At 50.2% G+C, this 18,556-nt stretch carries 13 protein-coding genes; 4 read left to right on the plus strand and 9 right to left on the minus strand.

What is annotated here, in order from left to right:
- Positions 1 to 304: 304 nt before the first annotated feature.
- The 4 genes from ACO6V5_RS17925 (at position 305) to ACO6V5_RS17940 (ending at position 4,693) form a co-directional block, all read left to right on the plus strand.
- Positions 305 to 1,327 carry a Leu/Phe/Val dehydrogenase gene (locus ACO6V5_RS17925; RefSeq protein WP_422139596.1) on the plus strand — a complete coding sequence of 341 codons (1,023 nt, stop codon included), beginning with the start codon at positions 305 to 307 and terminating at the stop codon, positions 1,325 to 1,327.
- Positions 1,328 to 1,456: 129 nt separating this feature from the next.
- A complete protein-coding gene (gene pdhA, locus ACO6V5_RS17930) occupies positions 1,457 to 2,536 on the plus strand; it encodes a pyruvate dehydrogenase (acetyl-transferring) E1 component subunit alpha (protein WP_422411215.1) in 1,080 nt (359 codons plus the stop codon).
- Positions 2,536 to 3,567 (plus strand): alpha-ketoacid dehydrogenase subunit beta, encoded by a 1,032-nt coding sequence (locus ACO6V5_RS17935; protein WP_422411217.1) that lies wholly within the window; start codon positions 2,536 to 2,538, stop codon positions 3,565 to 3,567. The genes pdhA and ACO6V5_RS17935 overlap by 1 nt, the downstream gene beginning before the upstream one ends.
- 49 nt (positions 3,568 to 3,616) lie before the next feature.
- Positions 3,617 to 4,693: a dihydrolipoamide acetyltransferase family protein gene (locus ACO6V5_RS17940; RefSeq protein ID WP_422411219.1), complete on the plus strand. Its 1,077-nt coding sequence runs from the start codon at positions 3,617 to 3,619 to the stop codon at positions 4,691 to 4,693.
- A gap of 56 nt (positions 4,694 to 4,749) precedes the next feature.
- Here ACO6V5_RS17940 and ACO6V5_RS17945 read toward each other — a convergent pair whose 3' ends face one another.
- From ACO6V5_RS17945 to ACO6V5_RS17985, 9 genes are all read right to left on the minus strand, one after another.
- Positions 4,750 to 5,976, minus strand: coding sequence for a hypothetical protein (locus ACO6V5_RS17945; RefSeq protein WP_422139593.1), 1,227 nt, complete (start codon positions 5,974 to 5,976; stop codon positions 4,750 to 4,752).
- A gap of 202 nt (positions 5,977 to 6,178) precedes the next feature.
- Entirely contained in the window at positions 6,179 to 7,426 is a 1,248-nt protein-coding gene (locus ACO6V5_RS17950) for a hypothetical protein (RefSeq protein ID WP_422411222.1), read from the minus strand.
- Between the two features lie 197 nt (positions 7,427 to 7,623).
- Positions 7,624 to 9,069: a hypothetical protein gene (locus ACO6V5_RS17955; RefSeq protein ID WP_422411224.1), complete on the minus strand. Its 1,446-nt coding sequence runs from the start codon at positions 9,067 to 9,069 to the stop codon at positions 7,624 to 7,626.
- 197 nt (positions 9,070 to 9,266) lie between these two features.
- On the minus strand, positions 9,267 to 10,712 hold the full coding sequence (locus tag ACO6V5_RS17960) for a hypothetical protein (RefSeq protein ID WP_422411226.1): 1,446 nt from the start codon (positions 10,710 to 10,712) through the stop codon (positions 9,267 to 9,269).
- A 201-nt stretch (positions 10,713 to 10,913) separates the two neighbouring features.
- Positions 10,914 to 12,185, minus strand: a complete 1,272-nt coding sequence (locus ACO6V5_RS17965; RefSeq protein ID WP_422411228.1) for a hypothetical protein — start codon at positions 12,183 to 12,185, stop codon at positions 10,914 to 10,916.
- Between the two features lie 202 nt (positions 12,186 to 12,387).
- Complete coding sequence (locus ACO6V5_RS17970) at positions 12,388 to 13,815, minus strand: hypothetical protein (protein WP_422411230.1); 1,428 nt, start codon at positions 13,813 to 13,815, stop codon at positions 12,388 to 12,390.
- A 189-nt stretch (positions 13,816 to 14,004) separates the two neighbouring features.
- Positions 14,005 to 15,276 carry a hypothetical protein gene (locus ACO6V5_RS17975; protein WP_422411232.1) on the minus strand — a complete coding sequence of 424 codons (1,272 nt, stop codon included), beginning with the start codon at positions 15,274 to 15,276 and terminating at the stop codon, positions 14,005 to 14,007.
- 201 nt (positions 15,277 to 15,477) lie between these two features.
- The gene (locus ACO6V5_RS17980; RefSeq protein ID WP_422411234.1) at positions 15,478 to 16,701 is read right to left on the minus strand and encodes a hypothetical protein; all 1,224 of its coding nucleotides are present in this window, start codon (positions 16,699 to 16,701) and stop codon (positions 15,478 to 15,480) included.
- Positions 16,702 to 16,903: 202 nt separating this feature from the next.
- Positions 16,904 to 18,130: a hypothetical protein gene (locus ACO6V5_RS17985; RefSeq protein ID WP_422411236.1), complete on the minus strand. Its 1,227-nt coding sequence runs from the start codon at positions 18,128 to 18,130 to the stop codon at positions 16,904 to 16,906.
- Between the last annotated feature and the right edge of the window lie 426 nt (positions 18,131 to 18,556).

Raw genomic sequence — 18,556 nt, forward strand, 5'->3', positions numbered from 1 at the left:
AGCCTACTCAGCAACATCTGGTAGCTCTTTGACCCGAGCTTCAAAAAATACCTCACCATCGAAATTAGCCCGACGGACGGTAATGTTATAGCTGTGAGGATTCATATCCTGTCTCCGTTAAAGTACGTTCAAGCTATTGTTGTTTTAAGGTTGACAATACACCTGCTGACGTATTGTAATCGTTGAAGGGCTAAAAGCCCTGATCATCGCTGTTTTGGGCAGTCATCCTGACCCTTGGCTACAAAAAAAATAACTATAAGCAAAACAGAGCATTATCGGCTCTGACACATACGGAGATCCCGTTATGTTCAGACAGATAAAAGAGGCCCGGCTTAATGACATTCATCTGAAATACGATGAAGCCTCAGGTCTCAGAGCAATCATTGCAATCCATAACACCCGAAGAGGACCAGCCCTCGGCGGTTGTCGTATAATTCCCTACACCTCAACTGAAGATGCAGTTACCGATGCTATCCGTCTTGCCAAAGGTATGAGCTATAAGGCGGCGCTTGCCGGACTGGATCTCGGTGGCGGCAAATCCGTCATCATGGAGCCGACAGCCCCCTACAATCGGGAACAACTGTTCAGAGCTTTTGGCCAGTTTATTGAAGAACTGGGAGGCCGCTATATTACTGCAATGGATAGCGGCTCAAGAGTATCTGATATGGATGCCATCGCCTCTCAAACTCAACACGTTTCTTGTACCTCTTCGAGTGGTAATCCCGCACCTTCCACCGCCCTCGGTGTTTACAAGGGCATTCTGGCTACCCTGAAAGCTCATCCGGAATTTGGTTCTTCACTAAAAGGTATCAGAGTCGCTGTTCAGGGACTTGGTAATGTCGGCTTTGCCCTTTGCCAGTTACTGCATCAGGGTGGCGCCAAACTGATTGTCACTGATATCAATGAACAGAAACTTCAGCAGTGCATTGATGAGTTGGGGGCAACCGCCGTCAGTACTGAAGAAATCTATTCGGTTCCCTGTGACATTTTCAGTCCTTGCGGTCTGGGAGGCATTCTCAATAAAGACACCATCAGTCAATTGCAATGCACTGCTGTAGCAGGCTCTGCAAACAATCAACTGCTGACTCCCGAATGTGGCCAGTTGCTGTTTGACAGAGGCATTCTCTATGCGCCGGACTACCTGATCAATGCCGGTGGACTGATCTTCGTAGCAATGACACACCAGGGTAAACCACAGAGCGAAATAAATGATCGCATCAACGCCATAGAAGAGACTTTGTTGCAGGTCTTTCGCTATGAACAGCAGCGGAAGACTCCCAGCAGTGTGATTGCCGATCATATGGCAGAAGCTCTGCTATTCAAATAGCAATCCTGACAACTAATTGCCTGACTGACTTCTCACAGTCATTACTTGTCACAACTATGGGTATGCGCATTTCTTTTTATCCCGGTGGTCAAACAGAGTCCCGTAGTAAAAAACACAGGAGCGCACCTTATGAAAACCAACGATGCCTGTCAGATTCCGTTCTATCAGTACCTCAGTGAGGAGGGAGAAGTCCTCCAACCTTTGCCAGAATGGACTGAAGATAAAGACACCCTGATTCAATATTACCGCACCATGGTCATAGCCAGAGCAGGTGATGCCAAAGCCGTTGCCCTGCAGAGAACCGGTCAGATGGGGACCTACCCATCCTGTCTGGGACAGGAGGCTATCAGCACTGTTTTTGGTTCACTGATGGAGAAAAAAGACGTCCTGATTCCTTACTATCGAGACCTTCCCGGATTGATGTTACGAGGGGTTCCCCTCTCCGATATCATGCTCTATTGGGGTGGAGATGAGCGCGGCAGTTCCGGTCCGGCCTGGGGTCATGACTTTCCGAACTGCGTTCCTATTGCTACCCAGGCAGATCATGCTGCCGGGGTGGCCACCGCGATCAAAATTCGACACGAACCTCAGGTGGCGGTGGTGTCACTGGGCGATGGCGCTACTTCCAAAGGTGACTTTACTGAAGCCCTGAACCTTGCCGGGGTCTGGCAGTTGCCCCTGGTATTTATCATCAATAACAACCAGTGGGCTATTTCTGTTCCTCGTAACATTCAGTCCGGAGCCCCGACACTGGCTCAAAAAGGCGTTGCTGCCGGGCTGCCTTGCGCACAAGTTGATGGTAACGATGTTGTGGCGCTGCACGAAGTCATCAATGAAGCCATGATGCGCGCCAGAGGCGGCAAAGGCGCTACAGTGATTGAAGCCATCAGCTATCGCCTGAGCGATCACACTACGGCAGACGACGCCAGTCGCTATCGTAACAGTGAAGAGCTGCAGGATGCCTGGAACAAAGAGCCGGTAAAACGACTCAGAAACTTCCTGCATCACCGTGGCCTGTGGAATGAGCAGAAAGAGCAGGCGCTGAAACAGGAAGCTGCCGCCCTGGTTGAGAAAGAAGTCAAAACCTATCTGGAAACGCCACTTCCTTCTATCAGCGACCTCTTCGATCACACCTATGCAAATATGCCCCCGCAACTGGAACAGCAAAAACAAGCCGCTATGTTTAAAGCCGACGGAGGAACTCATTGATGAATAGTTCAGTATCTGAAAACCTGATCCGATCGACTGTCGACAGCAGCACAAATAAAATCACCATGGTGGAAGCCATCAATCTGGCTTTGGACCACGCCATGAAACAAGACCCTGAGGTGGTACTGCTGGGTGAAGACATCGGTGTTAATGGCGGTGTTTTCCGCGCGACTCAGGGTCTGAGAGAAAAGTATGGCCTGAAAAGGGTCATGGATACGCCCCTGGCTGAAGCCCTGATCGCCGGTATCAGTGTTGGTATGGCCACTCAGGGTCTGAAGCCTGTTGCGGAAATCCAGTTCATGGGGTTCATCTTCCCGGCCATGGAACAGTTGATATGTCATGCTGCCCGAATGCGAAACCGTACCCGTGGACGCCTCAGCTGCCCAATGGTTGTCAGAGCGCCTTTCGGGGGTGGTATCCGCGCTCCCGAGCATCATTCTGAAAGTACAGAAGCTCTTTTTGCCCATATTCCCGGCATCAGAGTGGTCATTCCATCATCGCCCGTCAGAGCCTACGGACTGCTGCGCTCTGCGATTAATGATCCTGATCCGGTCCTGTTTCTGGAGCCCAAACGCATCTATCGCGCGGTCAAGCAGGACGTTTCTGAAGAGACTCCACTGCTCCCACTCGACAAGTGCTTTACGCTCAAGCAAGGCTCCGACCTGACTCTGATCAGCTGGGGAGCTTCCATCACTGAAACCCTTCAGGCCGCCAAAACTCTGGAACAACACGGCGTTTCCGTGGAAGTGATTGATGTCGCCACAATTAAGCCCCTTGATATGGAGACGATCCTGACTTCGGTTCGCAAAACAGGCCGTTGTGTGATTATTCACGAAGCCTGCCGAAGCTTTGGCGTAGGTGCTGAAATAGCTGCCGGGCTGGCCTCGGAAGCGCTCATGGATCTGAAAGCACCGATCGAACGGGTGACAGGATATGACACGACCATGCCCTATTATCGGATGGAAAATCATTACCTTCCCCAACCTGATGACATCATCAAGGCATCCCTGAAAACACTGGTGTATCAATGATATCCGCAGAGCCTTCAGCAAAAGGGCTTTCAGTAACAAGGACAAGAATATGAAATTTTTCAACCTGCCCGACCTGGGTGAAGGCATTCCCGAAGCCGATATTATTGAATGGCATATCAAGGAAGGTGAGTCCGTCGCAGAAGACCAGATCATTGTCTCAGTCGAAACCGCCAAGGCTATTGTCGACGTTCCTTCACCCATCAGCGGTGTTGTCGCAAAACTCTGTGGCAAACCCGGCGACACCATTATGACCGGAGCGCCTTTGCTGGAGTTTGTCAGTGATCAGGAAGATGCCGGCACGGTGGTCGGCGAGTTAGCAACAGACTCTCATGATGACAGCACCGATGACCATTTTTTTATCGGTACACCACCTGACTCCGGAAAAGCCCCTGCCGCTGCAAACAAAGCTGACATCAGTGAGCTGGCCGCCAAACTGGGTGTCTCCATCGATCAGCAAAGCGTTGGCAGAAACTCCATTCGTCAAAGCTATCCCCTGGAAAACCCTGAGCCTCTCAAAGGCGTCAGAAAACACATGGCTCGAACCATGACGCAGTCTCATGCCGAAGTAGTACCTGTCACTCTGTTTGATGATGTGGATATTGAACACTGGCCAAAAGGTACAGACATTAGCGTTCGGCTGATTCAGGCCGTTACCTCAGCCTGCAAGGAAGAACCGGCACTCAATGCCTGGTTTGATGAAACGCTGATGAGTCGTGAAGTCTTTACTTCCGTTCACCTGGGACTGGCTGTTGACAGTGAAGAAGGTCTGTTTGTGCCTGTTATCAGAGACGCAGAAAAACTGGATGCCACTGCGTTGAGAGACAGCATTAACAATTTTAGAAAAGCGGTTGAGGAACGCAGCCTTCCGCCATCAGAAATGCAGGGTGCCACCATAACTCTCAGCAACTTTGGTGTTTTTGCGGGTCAGTTCGCTACCCCTGTTGTTGTGCCGCCCATGGTGTGCATCATTGGTGTTGGCCGACTGAGAGCCCGGGTGGTCAGCGAAGACGGCCAGATCCAGAATCACCGGATTCTTCCTGTCTCTCTGACCTTTGATCATCGCGCAGTTACTGGTGGAGAAGCCACTCGCTTCTTGCATTGTATCCTTCAGAAGTTGTCCGAATAATTTTATATCGGCTTTTACCAATGGGTAGAAGCCGATTATCATGAAAGTTGGATCTGTCAGTTAAACAGAGTCGAGAGATAATCCAGGGGCGCATAGAACTTTTTCCACTGAGTCCAGCCGGTCTCTGAAAGGCCTTGTTCCAGTGGATAACCATAAACAGCGTAGTTTGAAAGACTATTGATAACAGCGAAAGTCAACGCAGGCACCAAAGTGACACCGGCTTTGATAAACGGATTGTTTGAGGTTATCTTCGAACTGCCAAACATAAGCAAGGCTCCCGCTCCGCCCAGGACTGTGGCTCCAGCTATGGCTCCGGCTCCGACTCCGGTTCCCACTCCGACTCCGACTGTGGCTCCAACTCCGGCTCCGGCTCCAACCAAGGCTCCGGCTATGATTCCGACACCGGCTCCGGCTAAGACTCCGGATCTGGCTCCGGCTTCCAATCTGACTGAGGCTAAACCTGAGGCTACGACTCCGGCTCCGACTCCGGCTACAACTCCGACTCCGGCTCCGGGTCCGGCTCCAGCCTGTGCCTGTAAATCAATTGTTAGCAGTGAAATAATTCCCGAGAGGGTGCCGACAATCGCTGCGCTGACAACAGAAGCAAGAGTCGCTTTTGCTGGACTCAAGCCCTTATGAATCATGGATTCATAGACGACAGCCCCTGCCATAATTCCGTTAGTCATGGACAATATTGTGTATTCCCCTGTCGCATACCATTCGGTTGCAATATCCCTTAAGCTCATTTTTCTAAGAATTAACGCCGTAATAGCGCTGGCTCCAGTTCTTGATACCGCTTCGGACGCAAGGTAGGTCAAAACTGCTACAGATATGAGCTCCTTTGTTTTCGTATTGGCGATATAAGCTGCCATTCCTGCACCGGCAAAATACAGGGGTTTCCACCAGCGCTGTTCCAGGGGCCAGGGAGACGCTTGCCCGACCAGCGCGACTTCGGCGGTAGTCACCACGGGCGCCAGTTGCAAACAGAAATCCGTTTTCAACTTCTCCAGCTCCTTTGTATCCAATGCAGCCAGATCATATTCGCCTGAAGTCCCGGAGACTATTTCCGCTGTTTTACAGACACCCCACCATATACCCAGGTTGAGCAGGGTAGACAAAGAGACTCCGGCAATGCTTTGCGTTAACTCGAGTCCATTTTCAACCAATGCGGTGTCATTAAAAGGCTTAAGAAAATCAAAATCATTTTGTGAGGGAGGGCTGGCCTTTGCCATCGAATAAAGCAAACACAAAAGTAACGGAAGCAGGTTGAATGACTTTTTCATGATGATTTTCCAGATACAGTGACTGAACTGGAAATATAGATTCTAAACGGAGCTATGAATGACAATATCCTTAACTACAAGGTGCAGTGCAAATAAAGCAGCTATCTAATGCTTCCAATAGGCTGCGCCTTCGGCACAGCAAATGAAGCAGGTGTTAGCTGCCAGAGTTTACCGCTGATTCAGTGGCTGACAGTTGAGTCTGTCAGTTAAACAGAGTCGAGAGATAATCCAGAGGCGCATAAAACTTTTTCCACAGATTCCGGTCGGTCTCTGTAAGGCCTTGTTCCAGTGGATAACCATAAACAGCGTAGTTTGAAAGACTATTGATAACAGCGAAAGTCAACGCAGGCACCAGAGTGACACCGGCTATGATAAACGGGTTGTTTGAGGTTATCTTCGAACTGCCGAACATAAGCAAGGTTCCGACTCCGCCCAGGGCTGAGGCTCCGACTCCAGCTCCGATTCCGGCTCCAGCCCCGACTCCGACTACGGCTCCAACTACAGCTCCTGCCAGGGTTCCGGATAAAGCTCCGGTTGCAGCTCCTACGACTAAGGGTTCAGCTACGGCGAGGACTCCGAGTTCGGCTACGGCTATGGCTCCGAGTACGGCTAAGGCTGTGGATCTGGTTTCGGCTGCAACTCTTTTTTCGGCTTCGGCTCTGGTTTCGGCTGCGGCTCTGGTTTCGGCTTCGGCTGCGGCCTTTGCCAGTCCGTCCACATTCATTACAAACTCTGAAATAACTACAATCCCTATGCTGACAAGAGAAGCAAGTAGCGCTGTTTTTGGACTGAAGCCTTTATGAATCATGGCTTCACAAACGGCATACCCTGCCATAACCCCATTAATCAGAGACAATACTGCGTATTCCCCAGCCGCATACCGTTCAGCTGTAATATTCCTTACGCTCATTTTTCTTAGAATTAACACCGACACAGCGCTGGCTCCGGTTCTTGATGCCGCTTCTGATGCAAGGTAGGTCAAGACTGCGAAAGGTACGAGTTCCCTCGCTTTCGTCATGGAGGCATAAGCCGTCACTCCTGCACCGGCAAAATACTGGGGTTTCCACCAGCGCTGCTCCAGCGGCCAGGGAGACACATGCCCGGCCAGCGCCACTTCGGCAGTCGTCACCACGGGCGCCAGTTGCAAACAAAAATCCGTTTTCAACTTCTCCAGCTCCTCTGTATCCAATGCAGCCAGATCATATTTGCCTGAAGGCCCGGAAACTATTTGCGCTGTTTTACAGACACCCCACCATATACCCAGGTTGAGCAGGGTAGACAAAGAGACTCCGGTAATGCTTTGCTTTAACTTGAGCCCGTTTTCAATCAGCGCGGTGCCATTAAAATGCTTAAGAAAATCAAAATCATTTTTTGCGGGGAGGCTGGCGGCCTTTGCCATCGAATAAAGCAAACACAAAAGTAACGGAAACAGGTTGAATGACTTTTTCATGACGATTTCCGGATACAGTGACTGAACTGGAAATATAGATTCTAAATGGAGCTATGAATGACAATATCCTCAACTACAAGGAGCAATGTAAATAAAGCAGCTATCAAATGCTTCCAATAAGCTGCGCCTTCGGCACAGCCACTGAAACAGCTGGCTGCCAGAGTTCACTGCTGATTCAGTGGCTGACAGTTGGGTCTTCATTTAAACAGAGTCGAGAGATAATCCAAGGGCGCATAGAACTTTTTCCACTGAGTCCAGGCGGTCTCTGAAAGGCTTTGTTCCAGTGGATAGCCATATACAGCGTAGTTTGAAAGACTATTGATAACTGCGAAAGTCAACGCAGGTACCAAAGTGGCACCGGCTTTGATACACAGGTTGTCTGAGGTTGTCTTCGAACTGGCCAACATAAGCAAGGTTCCTACTCCGATCAGGGCTACGGCTGTGAATCCGACTCCCAGTGTGATTCCGATTCCATTTTCGACTCCGTCTCCGAGTCCGGCTCCGATTCCGGCTCCAGCTCCGGCCAAGGCTCCGGACAGGATTCCGACAAAAGATCCTAATCCTGCTCCTAATCCTGCTCCTGATACTGCTCCTGATCCGACTCCTGATCCGACTCCTGATCCGATTTCTGCTCCGACCAGGGCTCCGGTTACGCCTCCAAGTCCAAATCCGACTGCGGCTACGACTCCGGCTCCAACTACGGATCCGGATGCAACTCCGGCTAAGATTCCAGCCAGAGTTCCGGCTCCGGCTCCGAATCCGGATCCGAATCCGGCTCCGATTCCGGCTCCAGATACAGATCCGGCTACGGCTCCAGTCAGGGCTCCAGCCATGATTCCGGCTCCGGCTCCGATTGCGACTCCGGCTCTAACTCCGGCCTTTGTCTGTTCGTCCACATCCGCTATTAACTCTGAACTAATTCCCGAGAGGGCTCCCACAATCGCTGCGCTGACAACAGCAGCAAGATTCGCTTTTGTTGGCCTGATGCCTTTATGGATCAAGGCTTCATAAGTGACAGCACCAACCATAACCCCATTAATCGCAGACAATATTGCGTATTCACCAGTCACATACCTTTTAGTTGTAATATCTCTTACGAACCTCGTTTTTCTCAGCATTGACACCGAAATAGCACTGGCTCCGGTTCTAAATAGCGCTTCTGAAGCAAGGTAATACAAGACTCCGGCAGGTATGCGCTTCCTCGTTTCCGTCATAGAGGCATAAATGTCCATTCCTGCACCGGCCAAATAAAGGAGTTTCCACCAGTGCTGTTCCAGGGGCCAGGAAGACACATGCCCGGCCAGCGCCACTTCGGCGGTCGTTATCATGGGAGCCAGTTGCCAACAGAAATCCGTTTTCAACTCTTCCAGCTCCTTTGTATCCGATGCCGCCAGATCATAGGTGTCTGAAAGACCGGTGACTATTCCCGCTGTTTTACAGACACCCCACCATATACCCAGGTTCAGCAGGGTAGACAAAGAGACTCCGGCAATGCTTTCCGTTAACTCAAGCCCGTTTGCCACCAGTGCGCTGTCATTAAAAGGCTTAAGAAAATCAAAATCATTTTGTGAAGGAGGGCTGGCCTGTGGCGTCGAACAAAACAAACACAAAAGTAACGGAAACAGGTTGAATAACTTTTTCATGATGATTTCCAGATACAGTGACTGAACTGGAAATATAGATTCTAAACGGAGCTATGAATGACAAAATCCTCAACTACAGGGAGCGGTGCAAATAAAGCAGCTATCAAATGCTTCCAATAAGCTGCGCCTTCGGCAAAGCCACTGAAACAGCTGGCTGCCAGAGTTCACTGCTGATTCAGTGGCTGACAGTTGGGTCTTCATTTAAACAGAGTCGAGAGATAATCCAGGGGCGCATAGAACTTTTTCCACTGAGTCCAGGCGGTCTCTGAAAGGCTTTGTTCCAGAGGATAGCCATAAACAGCGTAGTTTGAAAGGCTATTGATAACAGCGAAAGCCAGCGCAGGCGCCAAAGTGGCACTGGCCTTGATACACAGGTTGTCTGAGGTTGCCTTCGAAGTGGCCGACATAAGCAAGATTCCTACTCCGACCAAGGCTACGGCTGTGAATCCGACTCCCAGTGTGATTAAGATTCCATGTTCGACTCCGTCTACGAGTCCGGCTCCGATTCCGGCTCCAGCTCCTGCCAAGGCTCCGGATAGGGTTCCGATCAAAGATCCTAATCCTGCTCCTGATCCTGCTCCTGATCCGACTCCTGATCCGACTCCTGATCCGACTCCTGATCCGATTTCTGCTCCGACCAGGGCTCCGGTTACGCCTCCAAGTCCGACTCCGACTGCGGCTACGACTCCGGCTCCAACTACGGATCCGGATACAACTCCGGCTAAGATTCCAGCCAGAGTTCCGGCTCCACCTCCGGCTCCTGCTCCGAGTCCGGCTCCGATTCCGGCTCCAGATACGGATCCGGCTACGGCTCCAGCCAAGGCTCCAGCCAGGGCTCCGGCTCCGGCTCCGATTCCGGCTCCGACTCCGGCTCCGGCCTTTGTATGCTCGTCCACATCCGCTATTAACTCTGAACTAATTCCCGAGAGGGCTCCCACAATCGCTGCGCTGACAACAGCAGCAAGACTCGCTTTTGCTGGTCTGATGCCTTTATGAATCAAGGCTTCATAAGTGGCAGCACCAGTCATAACCCCATTAATCGCAGACAATATTGCGTATTCAGCAGTCACATACCTTTTAGTTGTAATCTCTCTTACGAACCTCGTTTTTCTCAGCATTGACACCGAAATAGCGCTGGCTGCGGTTCTTAATAGTGCTTCTGAAGCAAGGTAAGTCAAGATTTCGGCAGGTATGCGCTGCCTCGTTTCCGTCATAGAGGCATAAATATTCATTCCTGCGCCGGCCAAATAAAGGAGTTTCCACCAGTGCTGTTCCAGGGGCCAGGAAGACACATGCCCGGCCAGCGCCACTTCGGCGGTCGTTATCATGGGAGCCAGTTGCCAACAGAAATCCGTTTTCAACTCTTCCAGCTCCTTTGTATCCGATGCCGCCAGATCATATGTACTTGAAAGCCCGGAGACTATTCCAGCTGTTTTACAGACACCCCACCATATACCCAGGTTCAGCAAGGTAGACAAAGAGAGCCCGGCAATGCTTTCCGTTAACTCAAGCCCATTTGCCACCAGTGCGGTGTCATTAAGAGGCTCAAGAAAATCAAAATCATTTTTTGAGTAGGGGCTGGCCTGTGCCGTCGAACAAAACAAACACAAAAGTAAAGGAAACAGGTTGAATAACATTTTCATGATGATTTCCAGATACAGTGACTGAACTGGAAATATAGATTCTAAACGGAGCCATGAATGAAAAAATCCTTAACTACAAGGTGCAGTGCAAATAAGGCAGCTATCAAATGCTTCCAATAAGCTGCGCCTTCGGCAAAGCCACTGAAGCAGGCTTTAGCTGCCAGAGTTCACCGCTGATTCAGTGGCTGACAGTTGGGTCTGTCATTTAAACAGAGTCGAAAGATAATCCAGGGGCGCATAGAACTTTTTCCACTGAGTCCAGCCGGTCTCTGAAAAGCCTTGTTCCAGTGGATCGCCATAAACAGCGTAGTTTGAAAGACTATTGATAACAGCAAAAGCCAGCGCAGGCGCCAAAGTGACACTGGCTTTGATAAAGGGGTTGTTTGAGGTTATCTTTGAACTGCCCAACATAAGCAAGGCTACCGCTCCGCTCAGGGCTGAGGCTCCAGTTATGGCTCCGGCTCCGACTCCGGCTCCCACTTTGATTCTGGGTCCGGCTCCGGCCCCAACTAAGGCTCCGGCTCCGGCTCCGGCCCCGGTTCCAACTAAGGCTCCAGCTATTACTCCGACACTGGTTCCGGCGTTTCCGACTAAGGCTACGGCTCCGGCTTCCGCTCCAACTGAGGCTAAGCCTAATTCTACGACTCCGGCTCCGGCTCCGACTACGACTCCCATTACGACTCCCATTATGACTTTGGCTACGACTCCAGCCTGTGTCGGTTCACCCAAATCAATTGTTAGCATTGAAATAATTCCCGAGAGGGTACCCGTAATCGCTGCGCTGACAACAGAAGCAAAAGTCGCTTTTGCTGGACTCAAGCCTTTATGAATCATCGATTCATAGACGACAGCCCCTACAATAATCCCGTTAATCAAAGACAACATTGCGTACTCCCCAGTCGCATACCGTCCAGCTGCAATATCCCTTACGCTCATTTTTCTTAGAATTAACGCCGAAATAGCACTGGCTCCAGTTCTTGATACCGCTTCGGACGCCAGGTAGGTCAAAACTGCGACAGGTATCAGCTCCCTCGTTTTCTTATTGGCGGCATAAGCTGCCATTACTGCACCGGCAAAATACAGGGGTTTCCACCAGCACTGCTCCAGGGGCCAGGGAGACACATGCCCGGCCAGCGCCACTTCGGTGATAGTTATCGCAGGAGCCAGTTGCAGACAGAAATCCGTTTGCAACTTCTCCAGCTCCTTTGTATCCGTTTCAGCCAGATTATGTGTGCTTGAAAGCCCGGAGACTATTCCCACTGTTTTACAGACACCCCACCAGATACCCATGTTGAGCAGGGTAGACAAAGACAGTCCAGCAATGCTTTCTCTTAACTCAAACCCGTTTGCCACCAGTGCGGTGTCATTAAAAGGCTCAAGAAAATCAAAATCATTTTTTGTGGGGGGGCTGGCTTTTGCCGTCGAATAAAGCAAACACAAAAGTAATGGAAACAGGTTGAATGACTTTTTCACGATAATTTCCCAGATACAGTGACTGAACTGGAAATATAGATTCTAAACGGAGCTATGAATGACAATATCCTTAACTACGAGTTGCGGTGCAAATGAAGCAGCTATCAAATGCTTCCAACAAGCTGCGCCTTCGTCACAGCCACTGAAGCAGCCACTCGCTGCCAAAGCTCACCGCTGATTCAGTGGCTGTCAGTTGAGTCTGTCAGTTAAACAGAGTCGAGAGATAATCCAGGGGTGCATTGAACTTTTTCCACTGAGTCCAGATGGTCTCTGAAAGGCTTTGTTCCAGTGGATAGCCATAAACAGCGTAGTTTGAAAGACTATTGATAACAGCCAAAGTCAACGCAGGTGCCAAAGTGATACCGGTTATGATACATACGTTGTCTGAGGTTGTCTTCGAACTGGCCAACATAAGCAAGGTTCCGACTCCGAACAGGGCTGCGGCTGTGGATCCTACTCCCAATGTGATTCCGAATCCGTCTACGATTCCATTTCCGATTCCGATTCCGATTCCGATTCCAGCTCCGGCTAAGGCTCCGGACAGGGCTACGACAAAAGCTCCAAATCCTGCTCCAAATCCTGCTTCTGATCCGACTCCTGATCCGACTCTTGGTCCGATTTCTGCTGCGGTCAGGGCTCCGGTTACGCCTCCAAGCCCGACTCCGACTGCGGCTACAACTCCGGCTCCAACTACGGATCCGGATACAACTCCGGCTAAGATTCCAGACAGAGTTCCGGGTCCGGCTCCGGCTCCGATTCCGGTTCCGAATCCGGCTCCAGATACAGATCCGGCTGTGGCTCCTGCCAGGCTTCCAGCCAGGGCTCCGGCTACGACCCCAATTCCAACTCCAGCTCCGACTCCGGCCTTTGTCTGTTCTTCCACATCTGCTATTAACTCTGAACCAATTCCCGAGAGGACTCCCACAATCGCTGCGCTGACAACAGCAGCAAGACTTGCTCTTGCTGGCCTGAAGCCTTTATGGATCAGGGCTTCATAAGTGACAGCACCAACCATAACCCCATTAATTGAAGACAATATCGCGTATTCCCCAGCCACATACCTTTTAGTTGTAATATCTCTTACGAACCTCATGTGTCTTAGAATTTGCACCGAAATAGCGCTGGCTACGGTTCTTGATAACGCTTCTGAAGCAAGGTAAGTCAAGACTCTGACAGGTATGTGCCGCCTCGTTTTCGTCATAGAGGCATAAATGTCCATTCCTGCACCGGCAAAATAAAGGAGTTTCCACCAATGCTGTTCCAGGGGCCAGGAAGACACATGCCCGGCCAGCGCCACTTCGGCGGCAGTTATCACAGGAGCCAGTTGCAAACAGAAATCCGTTTTCAACTCTTCCAGCTCCTTTGTACCCGATGCAGCCAGATTATAGGTGTCTGAAAGCCCGGTGACTATTCCCGCTGTTTCACAGACACCCCACCATATACCCAGGTTGAGCAGGGTAGACAAAGAGAGCCCGGCAACGCTTCCCGCTAACTCAAGCCCGTTTGCCACCAGTGTGGTGTCATTTAAAGGCTCAAGAAAATCAAAATCATTTTTTGAGGGGGGACTGGCCTCTGTCGTCGAATAAAACAAACACAAAAGTAACGGAAACAGGTTAAATAACTTTTTCATGGTGACTTCCGATATACGGTAACCGAACGGGAAATATAGACCCTGAACGGAGCTCTGGATGACAATTCCCTTAACGAAAAGCTGCGGTACAAATAAGGCAGCTATTAAATGCTTCCAATAGGCAGTGCCTTGGGCACAGCGACTGAAAAAGCCGTTAGCTGCCAGAGTTCACCGCTGATTCAGTGGCTGTCAGTTAAACAGAGTCGAGAGATAATCCGGGGGCGCATAGAACTTTTTCCACTGAGTCCAGCCAGTCTCTGAAAGGCTTTGTTCCAGCGGATAGCCATAAATAGCGTAGTTTGAAAGACTATTGATAACAGCGAAAGCCAGCGCAGGCACCAGAGTGACACCGGCTTTGATAAACGGGCTGTTTGAGGTTATCTTCGAACTGCCCAAAACAAGCAAGACTACGACTCCGCCCAGGGCTGCGCCTGCAACTTCGACTCCGGCTCCGGCTCCGATGCTCGCTCCGACTCCGATGTTGGCTCCGACTCCGACTCCGACTCCGACTCCAGCCAAGGCTCCAGCCAAGGCTCCGGCTATAACTCCGACTGCGGCTCCGGCTATGACTCCGTCTCCGACTCCGAGGGTCACGGCTGCTGCTTTCGTTGCGACCGAGGCCAAGCCTGAGACAATGAATCCGGCTCCGGCTCCGGCTACGGCTCCGGCTGCGGCTGCGGCTGCGGCTCCAGCTTCAGCTTGTGTCTCTCCATCCAAATCAATTGTTAGCACTGAAATAATTCCCGAAAGGGTACCCACAATCGCTGCGCAGACAACAGAAGCAAGAGTCGCTTTTGCTGGATTCAAGCCTTTATGAATCATGGATTCATAGACGACAGCCCCTGACATAATCCCGTTAACCATAGACAATATTGTGTATTCCCCAGCCGCATACGATTCAGTTTCTATATCCCTTACGCTCATTTTTCTAAGAATTAACGCCGACATAGCACTGGCTCCAGTTCTTGATACCGCCTCGGACGCCAGGTAGGCCAAGACTGCGACAGGTATAAGCTCCCTTGTTTTCGTATTGGCGGTGTATGCTGTCATTCCTGCACCGGCAAAATACAGGGGTCTCCACCAGCGCTGCTCCAGGGGCCAGGGAGATACATGCCCGGCCAGCGCCACTTCGGTGATAGTTATCGCAGGAGCCAGTTGCAGACAGAAATCCGTTTGCAATTTCTCCCGCTCCTTTGTATTCGTTGCAGCCAGATTATGTGTGCCTGAAAGCCCGGAGACTATTCCCACTGTTTTACAGACACCCCACCATATACCCATGTTGAGCAGGGTAGACAAAGAGAGTCCAGTAATGCTTTCCCTTAACTCAAGCCCGTTTGCCACCAGTGCGCTGTCATTAAAAGGCTCAAGAAAATCAAAATCATTTTTTGAGGAGGGGGTGGCCTTTGCCATCGAATAAAGCAAACACAAAAGTAACGGAAACAGGTTGAATGACTTTTTCATAGTGATTTCCAGATACAGTGACTGAACTGGAAATATAGATTCTAAACGGAGCTATAAATGGCAATATCCTCAACTACAAGTTGCACTGCAAATAAAGCAGGTATCAAATGCTTCCAATAGGCAGTGCCTCGGGCACAGCGACTGAAACAGCCGTTAACTGCCAGAGTTCACTGCTGATTCAGTGGCTGACATTCAGGTCTGTCATTTAGACAGAGTCGAGAAATAATCCAGTGGCGCATAGAACTTTTTCCACTGAGTCCAGCTGTTCTCTGAAAAGCCTTGTTCCAGTGGATAGCCATAAACGGCGTAGTTTGAAAAACTGTTGATAACAGCAAAAGCCAACGCAGGCGACAAAGTGACACCGGCTTTGATGAAGGGGTTGTTTGAGGTTAATTTCGAACTACCCGACATAAGTAAGGCTCCGAATCCGCCCAGGGCTGAGGCTCCCAGTCCAACTGCAACACCGACTCCGATTCCGGCTGCGCCTCCAGCTACATCTTTGGCTCCAACTATGGCTCCGGATACAGCTCCGGCCAAGGCTCCGGCCAAGGCTCCGGATACGACTCCGATTGAAGCTCCGGGCACAAGTCCGTATAAAACTCCGATTTCGATTATGGTTACGGTTAATGCTGCGGCTCCGATTCCTGCTCCGGCTCCGACTCCGGCCTTTTTTTTGTCCGCATAAATTACTAACTTTGAAATAATTCCCGAAAGGGCACCCGCATTCGCAGCGCTGAAAACAGCAGCAATAGTTGCTTGTGGATGCCTGAAGCCTTTGCGGATCTTGCTCTCATAAATGCCCCCCCCTAGCATAACCCCGTTAATCATAGACAATGCTGAGTATTCGGCGACCACATACCATTCAGTTGTAATATCCCTTACGTTCATTGTTCTAAGAATTAACGCCGACATAGCACTGGCTCCAGTTCTTGATACCGCTTCGGACGCCAGATAGGTCAAGACTGCGACAGGTATAAGCCCCCTTGTTTTCGTATTGGCGATGTATGCTGTCATTCCTGCACCGGCAAAATACAGGGGTCTCCACCAGAGCTGCTCCAGGGGCCAGGGAGATACATGCCCGGCCAGCGCCACTTCGGCGGTAGTTATCACAGGAGCCAGTTGCAAACAGAAATCCGCTTTCAACTCCTCCAGCTCCTTTGTATCCGATGCAGCCAGATCATATTTGCCTGAAAGCCCGGAGACTATTCCCGCTGTTTTGCAGACACCCCACCATATACCCAGGTTGAGCAGCGTAGACAAAGAGACTCCGGCAATGCTTTCTGCTAACTCAAGCCCATTCGCCACCAGTGCGCTGTCATTAAAAGGCTCAAGAAAATCAAAATCATTTTTTGAGGGGGGGCCGGCCTGTGCCGTCGAATAAAACAAACACAAAAGTAACGGAAACAGGTTGAATAACTTTTTCATGGTGACTTCCCAGATACAGTAACTGAACGGGAAATATAGACCCTGAACGGAGCTATGGATGACAATTCCCTTAACGACAAGGTGCGCTACAAATAATGCAGCTATTAAATGCTACCAATAGGCTACGCCTTGGGCACAGCGACTGAAACAGCCGTTAGCTGCCAGAGTTCACCGCTGATTCAGTGGCTGACAGTCAGGTCTGTCATTTAAACAGAGTCGAGAAATAATCCAGGGGCGCATAGAACTTTTTCCACTGAGTCCAGCTGGTCTCTGAAATGCCTTGTTCCAGTGGATAGCCATAAACGGCGTAGTTTGAAAGACTGTTGATAACAGCGAAAGCCAACGCAGGCACCAAAGTGACACCGGCCTGGATAACCGGGTTGTTTGAGATTATCTGCGAGCGTCCCAACGTAAGCAAGGTTCCGACTCCACCCAGGGCTGTGGCTACAACTCCGACTTCCATTCCGGTTTGGGATTCGGCTTTGACTTCGGCTCCGACTCCAACTCCGGCTAAGGATCCGACTAAAGCTCCGACTAAAGCTGCGGATCCGGATAGAGATGGAGCTCCGGTTTCATCTTCAATTATGTTAACGGCTGTGGCTCCGGCTGACACCACGGCTGTGACTGCGGCTAAGTATATGGTTTCGACTGCGACTCGGGCCAGGGCTCTGGTATTTGTCTGTCCGTCCACATCAATTATTGCCCCTGAAATAATTCTCGAGAGGGTACCTAAAATCGCTGCGCTGACAGCAGTAGCAAGAATCCGTTTTGTTGCATTGAAGCCTTTATGGACCAAAGCTTCGTAGGCGACACTGCCTGCAATAACCAAACTAAGCGCAGATAATACGTATTCCCTGGCCACATACCATTCAGTTGTAATATCCCTTACGCTCATTTTTCTTAGAATTAACACCGCCATAGTGCTGGCTATAGTTCTTGATACCGCTTCTGACGCAAGGTAGGTCAAGACTGAGACAGGCACTAACTCCCTTGTTTGGGCAATAGCGTCATAAGCTGCCAATCCTGCACCGGCATAATATAGAGGTTTCCACCGGCGCTTCGTGGGCCAGGGAGACACATGCCCGGCCAGCGCCACTTCGGCGATAGTCATCACGGACGCCAGCTGCAGACAGAAATCCGTTTGCGAACTCTCCAGCTCCTTTGTATCCGTTTCAGTCAGATTATGTGTCCTTGTAAGCCCTGTGACCATTCCCGCTGTTTTACAGACACCCCACCAGATACCCAGGTTCATCAGGGTAGACAAAGAGAGCCCGGCAATGCTTTTCGTTAACTCAAGCCCGCTTGCAAACAGTGCGTTGTCATTAAAAGGCTCAAGAAAATCAAAATCATTTTTTGAGGGGAGGCTGGCCTGTGCCGCCGAATAAAACAAACACAAAAGTAACGGAAAAGGGTTGAATAACTTTTTCATGATAATTTCCCGGAAAAACTGACTGAACAGGAAATATAGCCCCTCGGCGAAGCTATGAATGAAATTTCCTTAGCTACAAAGTGCGGTGCAAATAAGGCAGCTATCAGCCCCTGATTCAGAAGTATTTGGCTGCAAATCTTTTACATTAACTTAGTCGTATAATTTTAATTTATGCAAAGATGGCAAAACTGTCACAAACCCCAAAAGCTCAGTGCATTTTTTTTGAGTGCAGAAAAAAAATCGCTATTTTCTGCACTAAACCCGACGACAGCTATTGCAGATTGATTAAAAACTCCACATTATAAAATCTAATGGGTTGGACTTTTCCTGCCATTGTGTTTGAGTCAACGAACAGGAGACTGACCGGGAATAAAAAAATTCTTGATCAGGCTTCCAGGTTTTAGTTGAGCTTTCCATGATGTCAGC

This window comes from Endozoicomonas sp. ALD068, assembly GCF_049310145.1.
GTDB lineage: Bacteria > Pseudomonadota > Gammaproteobacteria > Pseudomonadales > Endozoicomonadaceae > Endozoicomonas_A.

Coding starts and splice junctions, on each gene's coding strand:
- ACO6V5_RS17925 (WP_422139596.1), top strand. CDS start 305: ATGTTCAGACAGATAAAAGAGGCCCGGCTTAATGACATTCATCTGAAA.
- pdhA (WP_422411215.1), top strand. CDS start 1,457: ATGAAAACCAACGATGCCTGTCAGATTCCGTTCTATCAGTACCTCAGT.
- ACO6V5_RS17935 (WP_422411217.1), top strand. CDS start 2,536: ATGAATAGTTCAGTATCTGAAAACCTGATCCGATCGACTGTCGACAGC.
- ACO6V5_RS17940 (WP_422411219.1), top strand. CDS start 3,617: ATGAAATTTTTCAACCTGCCCGACCTGGGTGAAGGCATTCCCGAAGCC.
- ACO6V5_RS17945 (WP_422139593.1), bottom strand. CDS start 5,976: ATGAAAAAGTCATTCAACCTGCTTCCGTTACTTTTGTGTTTGCTTTAT.
- ACO6V5_RS17950 (WP_422411222.1), bottom strand. CDS start 7,426: ATGAAAAAGTCATTCAACCTGTTTCCGTTACTTTTGTGTTTGCTTTAT.
- ACO6V5_RS17955 (WP_422411224.1), bottom strand. CDS start 9,069: ATGAAAAAGTTATTCAACCTGTTTCCGTTACTTTTGTGTTTGTTTTGT.
- ACO6V5_RS17960 (WP_422411226.1), bottom strand. CDS start 10,712: ATGAAAATGTTATTCAACCTGTTTCCTTTACTTTTGTGTTTGTTTTGT.
- ACO6V5_RS17970 (WP_422411230.1), bottom strand. CDS start 13,815: ATGAAAAAGTTATTTAACCTGTTTCCGTTACTTTTGTGTTTGTTTTAT.
- ACO6V5_RS17975 (WP_422411232.1), bottom strand. CDS start 15,276: ATGAAAAAGTCATTCAACCTGTTTCCGTTACTTTTGTGTTTGCTTTAT.
- ACO6V5_RS17980 (WP_422411234.1), bottom strand. CDS start 16,701: ATGAAAAAGTTATTCAACCTGTTTCCGTTACTTTTGTGTTTGTTTTAT.
- ACO6V5_RS17985 (WP_422411236.1), bottom strand. CDS start 18,130: ATGAAAAAGTTATTCAACCCTTTTCCGTTACTTTTGTGTTTGTTTTAT.